Genomic DNA, 12759 nt, shown 5'->3' with positions numbered 1-12759 from the left:
CCTTTTATATTTGAATCGTTATACACTTAAGAATTCTCGATCGTACGGCTGTAAACTGTTCATCATCGGTCGACCTACGGAGTAGTAATAAAAGCCGGTATCCGCGATCTCCTTGTGAGAGAATACATTCCGGCCGTCGACGAGAATGGGTTGGTTCATTTGTTTTTCAATTTGTTGCAAATTCACATTACGAAATTCTTCCCATTCGGTTAGCAAGCAAAGCGCATCGGCACTTTCCGCCACTTCTATTGCTCCGGAACACCACACGATCGACTCATGGTTAAAGAATGCACGGAATTTATCCATTGCCACCGGGTCGTATACTTTCACCTTTGCCCCCATTCCGATCAGAGCAGGTATAATTTCAAGCGACGGCGCTTCCCGTACGTCGTCCGTATTCGGTTTAAACGATAATCCCCAGATGCCTACCGTCTTCCCTTCTAACGAACCCAGCGAATCGACCAACTTTTGAATCACGTTAAACCGTTGCATTTGGTTAACTTCCACGACTGAGCGAAGTAATTTAAAATCATATTCAACGTTCCCGGCAATCTGAATGAGTGCATTCGTATCTTTCGGGAAACAGGATCCGCCGTACCCTATACCGGCATTCAAGAACGATTCGCCGATCCGACGGTCAAGCCCCATTCCTCTCGCAACGAGCGTGATGTCCGCACCGACCTTTTCGCATATATTGGCGATCTCATTAATAAATGAAATCTTCGTTGCAAGAAAAGCGTTCGAAGCGTATTTGATCATTTCTGCACTCCGTACGTCCGTAACGATAATTTTATTCGTCAACGGTTGGTGGAGTTCGATCATCATCTCTGCTGCCCGTTTGTTTTCCGCGCCGATGACGATGCGGTCCGGATGAAACGTGTCTTTAATGGCGGAGCCTTCACGCAGAAATTCAGGCACGGAGACGATATCGAATGGATGATCTGTCAATTCACCAACGATTGTTTTGATTCGCTCGTTCGTGCCAACTGGCACGGTGCTCTTCGTAGCGATAATTTTGTATCCGTTCAAAGCGACTGCGATTTCCCTCGCTGCTTGTTCAATAAACTGCAAGTTTGCCTCTCCGCTAGGCGACTGTGGCGTGCCGACCGCGATAATAACAATCTCCGCTTCTTGCACAGCAACGGAGATATCAGTAGTAAAGGACAATCGCCCTTCGATTCTGTTCTTTTCAATCAATTCTTTCAAGCCGAGTTCATAAATCGGAACTTCCCCGTTTAATAGCATCTCGATTTTTTTAGCATCTTTATCGACACAAATGACGTCGTTGCCCAAATCAGAGAAACAAACTCCAGATACAAGTCCGACATAACCTGTGCCGATGACTGTAAGTTTCATCTTCCCACTCCTTCTTTAATTAGAAGTCCTTATGCCTGCATTATTGCGAATCTCAATCTTCAATTGGTACTTTCATGTTCTCCCAGCAACTATATACAATCCGAAGAGGAATAATGGAAATCGACATTTTTTTGATTCGGATGCATTAACTCCCCATTTGAGCATTTGTCAGTAACTATGTCCGGAGATGTGGGAATCTAACTTCGTATACTAATAACCTACTCCTCGGTCTTTACAATAATTGATCCCTGAATTTTCCATAAGCAATTTTGTAACCCGTTTGTTTTGTCTATATGTCAAAAGAAATCGAATTATAAACACCGGATTATTATACAAATATCTTTTCCAAAGACGCTTAGGTTCGCTTACTAAGCGAAAAAACCATTCGAGCCCCAAACGTTGAAATATTTGCGGTGGTCGCTTAATGTTCCCTATTATAAAATCGAATGCTGCTCCAACCCCAATCATTATACCCTTTACTTTTAGACTCTTACTGTACATCCATTTCTCTTGCTTGGGGCACCCCAAACTCACAAAAATCAAATCAGGTTTGGCTGAGTTAATTTGTTCTGTTATCTGTTCTTCTTCCTCTTCCGTTAATTGCCGAAATGGAGGGGAATAAGATCCTACAATTTGAATACCACCAAATTGGTGAATTAATTTTCTTGTCAACCTATCTAACGTTTCCGTAGTACCACCATATAGGTAGACTTTGAATTTCTTCTGTGCTGCAACTTCGCACAGTTTAAGCATTAAGTTGGGTCCGTCAACCCGGTCTTGTTCTTTGTAACCGTAAAGCCTAAGTGCCCATACTAACGGCATTCCATCTGGTGTACAGATTCCTGCGTTATTTAAGATCATCTCAAAGTACTCATCGTTACTAGCGGTCACAAGTGAATGGGTATTGCAAACACAAACGTAATTGCTTTCTTTATTTTGAATCCAACTAACAATCTCATTAACCGTTTCTCTGAAGGAAAGGGCTGTAACATCCGACTTAATGATTCTTCCTACCTTAGCGTGCTTTCGCATAGCGATTCTCCTGCAACGCTTCATGGTAGATGTTCATAATGGCCTCAAAATTTACTTTTTCAGTGTACCTAGTATTGAAGACCTTTGAAACATTAACCCTAAGCTCTTCATATTTTTCGTAAGACAGTGCTTTTTTAAGAGTGCCAATTAATGATTGTAAATCATCATGGATGAATTGAAATCCCGTCTTTTCCTCTTTTACAATTTCAGCTAATGATCCAATCTTACTGCAAATTACAGGTGTTCCCACGGAATATGACTCCACTATCGTCATAGGAAAACCTTCATACCATACAGAGGGAACTATCAGGTATTTTGCGTGTGCCATATGCTGTAACACAGAATCCCTTCCTTGACTACCAGCAAATATGACATTATCACTTGCGTACTTCTTTTCGAGATACTCTTTGTCCGGTCCTTCCCCTACAATCACTAACTGCAAAGACCCTCTCAAGTCAAATAATTTCCACGCTTTTAATAGGTTTTCGACCCCTTTTTCCGCCGAAATTCTTCCGACATACAGTAGGTACGTCGTTCCTGGATAAGGATTTAAGAGATCACTATTTACGGGCTTGATAAAGTTTGGCTTCACACTTATTAAATGACCGGGCAAGCCCCCCTCAACAAATTTGTTTTTTGCGAATTCTGTCAGGGCAATATATTTGTTTACTTTTTGGCTCCACGTGCCTAACATTTTATTGAATTGTATCATGCTTGCTACGCTTATTGTTTGTGTCCGTGATTTACGATAACAACCATATTTTATTGAGTTAAAAACAGATCCCTGAAGACACTCTTCACAAACTTTTCCTTCCCTCAAGAATGTTGCGCCAGGGCATAACAACCTATAATTATGTAGTGTCTGTACGACTGGTATTCCCATCTGCTTGCATAAATAATAAATTGATGGAGAAATCAACGGAAAAAAATTATGGACATGAACCACATCGGGTTTCAAGTCCATGATTACTTTCTTAATATTCGAATACTCGCTTGGGGACCAAATCGTCTCGATTCCAGTTAAGACTTTTTTGAAACTACTTTCATTTTTGATTTTATTATTATGAACCGAGTATAGGTTCGCCACGACACCGTTTGTTCGTAGCATCTCAAGTTCCTGCGCTACAACTTTGTCTTCCCCGCCTGGTTGTTGATAATAATTATGAACCAAGAGGACCTTCATAAGTATTCCCCCTATCCCAACAACTAAGAAAATTAAAAAGCTAAGTTATCGAGTAACTTAGCTGCAACATTATCCCATGTAAATTCCTTGGATGTAACAATCTGGTTTGTTTTTAATCTTTCCCGAAATGCTTCATCTAAGAGAACTTTATTAATTTCTTTAAGCCAAAGTTCCTCATCAAAAGTTTCAATAATTATCCCATTCACGTAGTTATTTATTAGCGTTGATGAACCACCGTTCAACGAGGAAATTATGGGCACTTGGAAATAGAAACTCTCAAGTAAAACCATCCCAAATATGTCGTAAGTGGTGGGGAACAACATAAGATCACTTACCTTGTAAATTTGCCACAAATTCTTTTGTTCCACTCTTTCAAAATAAATAATCTTATCTTCTAATCCATGTTCCTCGATATACCTCATGTATACTCTCTTATCCTCTTCCGTTCCATTTCCTACGATAATTAAACGGGCATCGTCATGTTGCTCCTCTACTAATTTGAAAATCCTCAGCAAGAAAGATATATTCCGACGTTCCTCTAGTACCCCAATATATAGAAGATTCTTCGTTCCATGTGCTTTGCTTAATTTGCTTTCAACCTCTTTGTTTATTTCCTTACTTTTAATTAAATTGTCGGTGTCCAAACCTACACCCACAGTAATACAATTTAGCTTTTTTTCTATTAAATATTTTTTAGCAAGATCAGATTTTACGAAACAGTTAGTCACCTTACGTATCCTTGGAAGGCACATTAAATCATAGACCTGTTGTATTAGTTTCTTATCATCGTACTTGTATGGACCGTGGTAAATCAGGAGCTTTTCTGGGCATACAATTGAGAGTAGATACGTCATAAGTTGATGATATTCTGTAGACATCACGTATTTGTATCTTTTTAAAAAACCACGTTTAAATACTTCGCTATAAATACCATTACTAAATATTTTTTTGGCCTTCATTTTTATTACTCTAAGTACATTTCCGTCTACCTGGTAAATTTGTTCAATTTCCGTGGGGGCGTCTCCATTGAAATAAACCACGTCACAATTAAAACCCTTCCTTACTAAGGCTTTCCCCAAGCCTATTTCTTGAAGGTTATACGTATCCGCATTAACTTTACTCGCGAAATTTCTTATGATTAATAGGTTTTTCTCCATATTTTGAACCTCGAGTGAATTTTATTAATTACGAGATTTATCTAGTGCGTTATTTATCGCATTAACAAGTCTTTCAGAATATTTTTCCCAAGTGTAATTTTTTATAGATTGGGATACATTAGCCTTAAGATTATTTAAAAAATCCTTATCGTAATATAGCATCTCCAGAGTATCTTCTATTGACTTTGTGTCTCCCACCTTAACAATCACACCATCATGTCCATTCGTTACGACGCTTCCTGTATTCTCTGTAACTACCAATGGCAAGCCACAAGCTGCCGCTTCGTATGTAACGAGTGCGCTTCCTTCGCACAGACTGGGTATAATAAATAGATCCGAGTTATTGTAAATTTCTACGAGCTCACTCTGTGGCACAAATTTTCTATGGACGAACGATCCTGCATACCTTTCCAGTACAGGAATGAAGTTTTTATCAATGTTACCTACCAAAGTCAGCTCAATATTTAACCCTTTCTCATGTAATTTGCTTATGGCCTCTAGTAAATATCTAATACCCTTCCTAAAGCCGATTTGCCCTACAAATATTACTCTTAGAGGTTTATTGCTCTCGTCCTGTGCGCTAAAAGTATTGCCTTTTATATAAAAAAGTTTCGGATCATATCCATAAGGGATTAATATTAACTTTCCCTTATTAACACCGTTTTTTACCATTGAATCATAAACAAATGTACTTGGAACCAGAATATAGTCGGCGATTTCATATTCCTCCAATTTTCTCTTAACCATTCGTTTAGATAAGTTCGAGGGTACTGAACCAAATTCATTAGTATAAATATCAATCTCTGTCTGGACGTGTGCGATTCTCTGCTCGAGAAAAACCACTGCTCCCTTTTTTTTCATTGTTTTCATCTGACTTAAGCAAAAATTATTAAATCCGATAAAGAAGTCAACATTTGAAAGTTTGTTATTAGCCATAACATCGAACAAGGCATCCGAAATAATGTTATAAGGCAACTTATGGCCGAATATCGGTAATTTTCTTAAAAAGATAGCTATGTAGTGTGGCAATGAGATATTCATTATTTTTTGTTGCGGTATTAAGGTATTGTTCTGAAATTTTTTACCAGCTATAAATTTCTGTAACATATCGAACCGGTACAACGCTTCTGCTGTGTATGGTGCATGAAACTTAGAACCAACTGAAACTACACCCTTAATTTTCTTGTTTAAACTCACGTATAAACACCCTTTCAACAGAACGTATCCTATTACATGTGTCAAATAAAGTTAACTCGTCATTTTTTCCAAAACATTCTCCTGCTTCTTCTTCCCCCTATTAACCAGTGTTTTAACTAGTAATTGGGCGTCTGAAACTTTCAGCAGCAGTGTAAATAGGATATAAAGTCCCAATCCAATAAATACGCCTATACCCATTTCAACAATTTCATTAATATTAACAAAAGTCTTAAAACAATAAAGTAACCCGACCATTATTATCGCGGCTGACATAACTTTAATCAGAAATTTTGCCAGTTCGGGTAAATTAAACAATGCCAACCTTCTATGTGATTTTATAAGAAGCATCACTGCCCCAACAAAGGAGGAAATTGAAAATGCCAAGGCAATTCCTCGTGCTCCAAGGTAATTTACAAGACTAATACTTAATACAATATTAAGAACTGTGTAGTACAATGAATTGAATAAAACAGTTTTAATATCCTCAATTGCGTAATAATACCGACTTAAAACAGAAGTAAGGATTAGAAAGGGGATTGCTAATGTGTAGCAAAGCAAACACAATGCTGTTGAAGTTATATCGTCAACATCAAAATTCCCATACCCAAATAGAATTCTCACAATTTCTTCCGAATAAACTATGGTACCCAAAACAAGAGGGATTGTAACTAAGAATATAACCCTAACACTTCCGAAAACTAATTTTTTAAGATCTTCTATTTTATTTTTTTGGTGAAGTTCCGCAAAGTCAGGATAAAGGATAGCCCCAAATGCTGTTATAATCACACCCGTAATGAAGTCATTGATCTTGAAAGCATAACTTAAAGAGGAGATGCTACCCTCGGTTAGAAAGGATCCGAGAAACCTATCCATTAATAAATTTAGCTGGATTACAAATGTAGTTATTAAAATCGGAGCTATTTTCTTTATATCCTCATTTAAGAAATCCCTAATGTTACCTAGTTTCCCCTTAACACTTAGCTTAAAGTCTGAGTTCCTACTGAATCCAAATAATATGAGGGTTTGGAGTAACAGTCCGATTAGTGTCCCAACAATAACAGCCTTAATCCCCACGGTTTTAGAAAAATAAATGGCTGTTGCAACTACAACAAGATTTGAAAGTAATTGTGTTAAAGTTGGAATTATTAATATCTTCTTTACTTGTAGAAAGGATGAAAAATAATGATTGAGTGTCATAGGAATTAGGCATGGAAAATATAAAGCTGTCAACATTATTGCAAGTTCTGGGTACTTTAAATTATTAAATAGTGAATTGACAATAATCGGCGATAAAAAAATGCCGATGCTTGAGATCAAAAATACAATGCCTAAGAGTAGAAAAAAGAAAAAACTCGAGTACTGATTAAATAATATTGGATTTCTAACTGAAATCTTTGTAAGAGTTGGAACAATAATTACACCTAAGGTGGTACTAATCGTTGTAAAAATAATATTGGGGATAGAAACAGCTATAAAAAAAGCATCAGTAACACCTGATGCACCAAAATTAGCAGCTATTATGGTTTCACGAATAAAGCCAAGAAGTCTTGTTACTGTTGTTACAAATAGAAGAATTACTCCTATTTTAAGGTATCTATTCACACCGTGCACCTTTTAAAGTTATTTATCATTAAATATACTTCCTCCACAATTCAAGTGAGTATTCAAAACAACATTAGTTGGGAAGAACGCTGAAAACATCACAAAAAAAGGGGGTGGATCACACCCACATCTCAAACTTCTCTATAAAGTTATAGCTGCTCTGCAAAGGAAATAGCATCTCCGGAAAGTAATCTCTTTGATTCCCAGTTGATGTTATTTACTGTATCCTCAGACATTTGCATTTTATAATGTTGGTAATTATTGATTTGCCGGCTAATAATCTTAGACAATATTTTTAAATTAATCTCGATTGGTATAAATCTGTATTTATAACTAGTTAATCTGCTATCTTCACTTTCTTGGAAAAGAATATCTTGCGCAAAATTACCCCACCTGTCAATTGGCATAATATCTACTACCATTTCTGCATGTGCTGAAGGAAGCAACATATTTGACCCGTGGACACCAATTACAACCTTACTTTCGCTATAAATACCACAAATTCTCAGCTCGGTTTCTTTGTTAAATGCGGAAACTCTTTCGTCATTAATCCAATTAGGAAACCTGCATGATTGGCCTAATCCGACAACTGTATACTGGAATGAAGGCAATTCCCTTTTCAATTTTTTAAATAAACTAATCACCTTCCTTTTTTGTATGTACAAAAAAGGGGACAGGAAAATTCCCGTAAGTCCAAGTTTTTGGATCGCTTTGGAGACATACACATTTTTAAGCCACAGCCGATCCTCCCTCCATATAAAAGAGATCCTTGGTGATATAAATTTTGATTCCTCATATCTAAGTGTACGAGTAAATTTTTCAATATTAAATTTATTTGGGTGTGAATAAGCATGACTTATGAATATTTCATTAAATCTCAGTAGCTCGGCATTAATTGCATCATTTAATGAAGGGAAATAGCTCCTTGCTTGTTTAAATGAAATATTTACAGTCCAAATCTCTGAGACATCTTCAGGAACCATCCACTCTAACGCTTTTTGGACAATTACCACTATGTATTTATCTTGGTTTTCTTCCGCCTCGCGTTGTACATTCAAGAGCTTTAATAAAGAATGTCCGTAAAGGTAGTCAATGGTGTTAATTACTACAACCGCCTTGCCAAGTTGACTTACCTTCTTATTTACCATCAAATTAATCTTTGTGTCTTTCTCCGGATTTTTAAGTGAATTTAGAAATGGCTGACCGAGCCATTTAAGTCCTTTCTTCTCACCAAATATTTTGTCTTCAGATAAGTTAACTTTATAAGGAAAGTAGGTTGCATGTCCTACTGGCAAATCCTCAATGTAATGCGCTCCACAATCTTCGCAATTCATTTCTACACAAACATGAATTCCCTGCCACAATATTTGATTGTTTTTTAATTTCTTATGACATTGCTCACAATAGGATACGTGTTCAATAAATGGCTTTATTTTTATCATAAATCTCCGACCTTCTGTAGGGTTTAGAAAAAGGCTTAATTGGGGCTATTTGGGATAGCCCCTCATCCTTAATTAAGCTAATTAAATGGTAGTAACCTCCTGCTTTTTCATCTTCCCAATTCGGTCCAGATCCGCATCCACCATCATATGGATCAGATCCTCAAATCCAACATCCAGTTGCCAGCCCAGCTTATCCTTCGCCTTCGTGCAATCCCCCAGCAACAAGTCAACTTCGGCCGGACGGAAAAACTTCGGATCAATAACGACGTAATCTTCGTAATTCAACCCAACGTAGGAGAAGGCAACTTCCAGCAGCTCGCGGACCGTATGTGTTTCGCCTGTCGAGATGACGAAATCGTCCGGTTGGTCTTGTTGCAGCATGAGCCACATCGCTTTGACATAATCGCCGGCGAAGCCCCAGTCACGCTTGGCGTCAAGGTTGCCCATCCGGAGTTCGTTCTGGAGACCAAGCTTGATGCGCGCGACTGCATTCGTCACTTTCCGGGTCACGAATTCCAAACCGCGTCGCGGTGATTCATGGTTAAAGAGAATACCTGAGCAAGCATACATATTAAAGCTTTCACGGTAGTTGACTGTAATCCAGTGGCCGTACACTTTCGCGACCCCGTATGGGCTTCTAGGGTAGAAAGGAGTCGATTCTTTCTGTGGAATTTCAACAACCTTTCCGAACATTTCACTGCTGGAAGCTTGATAAAATCTTGCATCTGGCTTGACGATCCTGACCGCCTCCAACATATTCGTAACGCCAAGTGCTGTCGCATGTCCTGTAAACAAGGGTTGCGGCCAGGAGGTCTCTACGAACGACTGCGCCGCCAAGTTGTAAACCTCATCCGGCTGCGAAATACTTACGGCAAAAATTAAAGATGACAAATCCGTCAAATCGCCCGAAAGCCATTCAATCTCATCTTTAATGTGTTCGATATTTTCAAAATTGGGTGTGCTCGTTCTACGGCGCAAACCGTACACTTTATACCCTTTTTCAAGCAAAAATTCTGCTAAATACGACCCGTCTTGCCCCGTAATACCTGTAATTAATGCCTTTTTCATTTGTTTTCCTCCTAGTGAACTGCCACTTTGCGCAGTTGATTTTCGTTTTCTAAGTACCATTGGTATGCCGCTGCCAAACCATCTTTCAAGGATGTGGACGCCTTCCAACCGAGTTCGTTAATTTTTGTTACGTCAACCAATTTTCGCGGTGTGCCATCCGGTTTGCTCGTATCGAATACGATACTACCCGTATACCCAATCGTCTCTCTGATCAATTCTGCCAACTCTCGAATCGTTACGTCTTCGCCGACACCGACGTTGACGATGTCGTTACCGTCATAATGCTTCATTAAAAATACGCATGCATCTGCCAAGTCGTCGGAATAAAGAAATTCCCTCCGAGGATTCCCGGTTCCCCACACTTGCACATCGGGCGCGTTCGTTTCTTTTGCTTCGTGGAATTTGCGGATCAACGCCGGCAGAACGTGCGAAGTTTGCAGATCGAAGTTATCATTCGGACCATATAAATTCGTCGGCATGACCGATATGTAACACGTTCCGTATTGTCGGTTATATGACTGGCACATCTTAATGCCGGCAATTTTCGCAATTGCATACGGTTCATTCGTAGGCTCTAATTCTCCGGTAAGCAAATACTCCTCTTTCAGCGGTTGCTGAGCGTACTTCGGATAAATACAAGTACTGCCTAAAAATAATAGTTTCTTGACGCCCGTTCGGTATGCTGAGTCAATAACGTTCGTCTGAATTAACAAGTTATCCCGAATAAAATCGGCTGGATAATCGTTATTTGCCACGATCCCGCCTACTTTCGCCGCCGCGAGAAACACGTAATCGAACCGCTCTTCCTGAAAGAAGTTATGGACGCTCTGAGCGTCGCGCAAATCCAACTCTTGCGACGTCCGAACGATGATATTGTGGTATCCTTCGGACTGCAGTTTCCGGTAAATAGCGGAGCCCGCCAACCCCCGGTGGCCCGCTACGAATATTTTTTCGGATTTCTCCATACTTCCCCTCCTCAATAAGCACTGTTAGGTCGGATTAATAACAGTACAGTTTTCAAGATAATTTTGATGTCATAAAATAAGTTGCGTTCGCGGATATATTGAAGATCAAGCTCCACCATCTCATCGAAGCCGACGCTGTTGCGCCCGCTCACTTGCCACAAACCGGTGCAACCCGGCGTTACCGTTAACCGCTGCAAATGATATGCATTGTAAACCGCCACCTCCCGCGGCAACGGGGGACGAGGACCGACCAAACTCATCTCGCCTTTGAGGACGTTAATCAACTGCGGAAGTTCGTCGAGGCTTGTTTTCCGAATCAATTTTCCGATTTTCGTCACGCGCGGATCGTCTTTCATTTTGAACATTAATCCGCTTACTTCATTTTTGTCGAGCAGCTGCTCCAGCATTTGCTCGGCATTCGAAACCATGGAACGAAATTTGTACATTTGGAATTCGCGCCCGCCTTTACCGACGCGCGTTTGCCGAAACAACACGGGTCCTTTCGGATCTTCCAACTTAATTAAGATGGCCAGCACGATAAACAAGGGTAAGAGGAAAAGTAACCCAACCAAGGAAGCAACAATGTCCTGCATTCGTTTCGCGGTTAAATACAGTTTGCGGTCATTCTCCTGCAAAGCAGGAAATGCAGCCCCGAATTGCCGCCGTTCCAAAGCTTTTGCTTCATTCGGTGCCCCCATCATATACCCTCCTCAAAGATCACCCAATCACTTGCCGAACCGATTCCTTGCCGGTGATTTCCTCCATCACCTTCAACAGCGGCGTACGCAATTCGGTGTCCCGCAATGCGAAGTCGATCGTCGTTAAAATAAATCCAAGCTTCTCGCCAACGTCGTACCGAATACCGTCAAAATGATACGCATACACCGATTGCTCCTGATTCAATTTTTGGATCGCGTCTGTCAGCTGGATTTCCCCGCCCGCGCCTTGCTCCTGCATAGACAAATATTTGAAAATTTCCGGTGTAAGTACGTACCGGCCCATGATCGCCAGGTTAGACGGTGCGGTGCCGAGCGTCGGCTTTTCCACAAAGTTATGTACTTGATATAGTTTGCCGTGCCGTTCTTTCGGATCGATGATGCCATAACGGGTCGTCTCTTCGTCAGATACAGGTTGCACGCCGATGACCGATGCCTGCGTCTCCTCGTATTGCTCCATTAATTGTTTCAAACAAGGCGGATCCCCAACGACAATGTCGTCGCCGAGCAGCACCGCGAAAGGCTCGTCTCCGATGAATCTTCTCGCGCACCATACTGCGTGGCCGAGACCTTTCGGTTCCTTTTGCCGTATGTAGTGAATGTCGACGCTGGACGGCCTGCGCACCTCCTCAAGGAGCTTCAACTTCCCTTTCTCGACGAGGTTTGTTTCCAATTCGAGAGCGTGGTCAAAGTGGTCTTCGATCGCCCGCTTCCCTTTCCCCGTTACGATAATGATGTCTTCAATGCCAGATGCGATTGCTTCTTCGACAATATATTGAATGGTTGGTTTATTAACGATTGGCAGCATTTCCTTCGGCATTGCTTTCGTCGCAGGCAGAAAACGGGTGCCCAAGCCAGCGGCTGGAATGATCGCTTTCCTTACTCTCTTCATAAAACCTTCCTCCCACTCTCTTCACTTGCTTTATCTTGTACTTCAATCTCTTCTGCCCGTGAGAAAGATATCTCGCTAACAACTGGATAAATTAAAATTATTAATATGGGCATCTAACCCGCCCTCACATCACACCCTCGACGATAAAC

At 40.3% G+C, this 12759-nt stretch carries 11 protein-coding genes; all 11 read right to left on the bottom strand.

Features of this window, described 5'->3' with window-relative positions; all coding sequences use genetic code 11:
• Positions 1-18: 18 nt before the first annotated feature.
• The 11 genes from VE009_RS08480 to galU all read right to left on the bottom strand — a co-directional run bounded on the left by VE009_RS08480 (position 19) and on the right by galU (position 12610).
• Positions 19-1356 carry a UDP-glucose/GDP-mannose dehydrogenase family protein gene (locus VE009_RS08480; RefSeq protein ID WP_325006956.1) on the bottom strand — a complete coding sequence of 446 codons (1338 nt, stop codon included), beginning with the start codon at positions 1354-1356 and terminating at the stop codon, positions 19-21.
• Positions 1357-1566: 210 nt separating this feature from the next.
• Complete coding sequence (locus tag VE009_RS08475; RefSeq protein ID WP_325006955.1) at positions 1567-2388, bottom strand: WecB/TagA/CpsF family glycosyltransferase; 822 nt, start codon at positions 2386-2388, stop codon at positions 1567-1569.
• Positions 2372-3571, bottom strand: coding sequence for a glycosyltransferase (locus tag VE009_RS08470; RefSeq protein WP_325006954.1), 1200 nt, complete (start codon positions 3569-3571; stop codon positions 2372-2374). The genes VE009_RS08475 and VE009_RS08470 overlap by 17 nt, the downstream gene beginning before the upstream one ends.
• A gap of 32 nt (positions 3572-3603) precedes the next feature.
• Positions 3604-4728, bottom strand: a complete 1125-nt coding sequence (locus VE009_RS08465) for a glycosyltransferase (protein WP_325006953.1) — start codon at positions 4726-4728, stop codon at positions 3604-3606.
• A 24-nt stretch (positions 4729-4752) separates the two neighbouring features.
• A complete protein-coding gene (locus tag VE009_RS08460) occupies positions 4753-5925 on the bottom strand; it encodes a glycosyltransferase family 4 protein (protein WP_325006952.1) in 1173 nt (390 codons plus the stop codon).
• 51 nt (positions 5926-5976) lie between these two features.
• Positions 5977-7527, bottom strand: coding sequence for a murein biosynthesis integral membrane protein MurJ (murJ, locus tag VE009_RS08455; protein ID WP_325006951.1), 1551 nt, complete (start codon positions 7525-7527; stop codon positions 5977-5979).
• Between the two features lie 149 nt (positions 7528-7676).
• Positions 7677-8969 carry a hypothetical protein gene (locus tag VE009_RS08450; RefSeq protein WP_325006950.1) on the bottom strand — a complete coding sequence of 431 codons (1293 nt, stop codon included), beginning with the start codon at positions 8967-8969 and terminating at the stop codon, positions 7677-7679.
• 81 nt (positions 8970-9050) lie between these two features.
• Positions 9051-10037 (bottom strand): GDP-mannose 4,6-dehydratase, encoded by a 987-nt coding sequence (gene gmd, locus VE009_RS08445; protein WP_325006949.1) that lies wholly within the window; start codon positions 10035-10037, stop codon positions 9051-9053.
• A gap of 11 nt (positions 10038-10048) precedes the next feature.
• On the bottom strand, positions 10049-11002 hold the full coding sequence (gene fcl, locus VE009_RS08440; RefSeq protein WP_325006948.1) for a GDP-L-fucose synthase: 954 nt from the start codon (positions 11000-11002) through the stop codon (positions 10049-10051).
• Positions 11003-11013: 11 nt separating this feature from the next.
• Entirely contained in the window at positions 11014-11700 is a 687-nt protein-coding gene (locus VE009_RS08435) for a sugar transferase (protein WP_325006947.1), read from the bottom strand.
• A 19-nt stretch (positions 11701-11719) separates the two neighbouring features.
• A complete protein-coding gene (galU, locus tag VE009_RS08430) occupies positions 11720-12610 on the bottom strand; it encodes a UTP--glucose-1-phosphate uridylyltransferase GalU (RefSeq protein ID WP_325006946.1) in 891 nt (296 codons plus the stop codon).
• Between the last annotated feature and the right edge of the window lie 149 nt (positions 12611-12759).

The sequence above is a fragment of the Paenibacillus sp. genome, assembly GCF_035645195.1.
Taxonomy (GTDB): domain Bacteria; phylum Bacillota; class Bacilli; order Paenibacillales; family YIM-B00363; genus Paenibacillus_AE.
Note: the sequence above shows the minus strand (reverse complement) of the source record. Positions and strands in the feature narration are given on the sequence as shown.

Excerpts from the sequence above, each read along its gene's own strand:
- VE009_RS08480 (WP_325006956.1), bottom strand. The coding sequence starts at position 1,356 with ATGAAACTTACAGTCATCGGCACAGGTTATGTCGGACTTGTATCTGGA.
- VE009_RS08475 (WP_325006955.1), bottom strand. The coding sequence starts at position 2,388 with ATGCGAAAGCACGCTAAGGTAGGAAGAATCATTAAGTCGGATGTTACA.
- VE009_RS08470 (WP_325006954.1), bottom strand. The coding sequence starts at position 3,571 with ATGAAGGTCCTCTTGGTTCATAATTATTATCAACAACCAGGCGGGGAA.
- VE009_RS08465 (WP_325006953.1), bottom strand. The coding sequence starts at position 4,728 with ATGGAGAAAAACCTATTAATCATAAGAAATTTCGCGAGTAAAGTTAAT.
- VE009_RS08450 (WP_325006950.1), bottom strand. The coding sequence starts at position 8,969 with ATGATAAAAATAAAGCCATTTATTGAACACGTATCCTATTGTGAGCAA.
- gmd (WP_325006949.1), bottom strand. The coding sequence starts at position 10,037 with ATGAAAAAGGCATTAATTACAGGTATTACGGGGCAAGACGGGTCGTAT.
- fcl (WP_325006948.1), bottom strand. The coding sequence starts at position 11,002 with ATGGAGAAATCCGAAAAAATATTCGTAGCGGGCCACCGGGGGTTGGCG.
- VE009_RS08435 (WP_325006947.1), bottom strand. The coding sequence starts at position 11,700 with ATGGGGGCACCGAATGAAGCAAAAGCTTTGGAACGGCGGCAATTCGGG.
- galU (WP_325006946.1), bottom strand. The coding sequence starts at position 12,610 with ATGAAGAGAGTAAGGAAAGCGATCATTCCAGCCGCTGGCTTGGGCACC.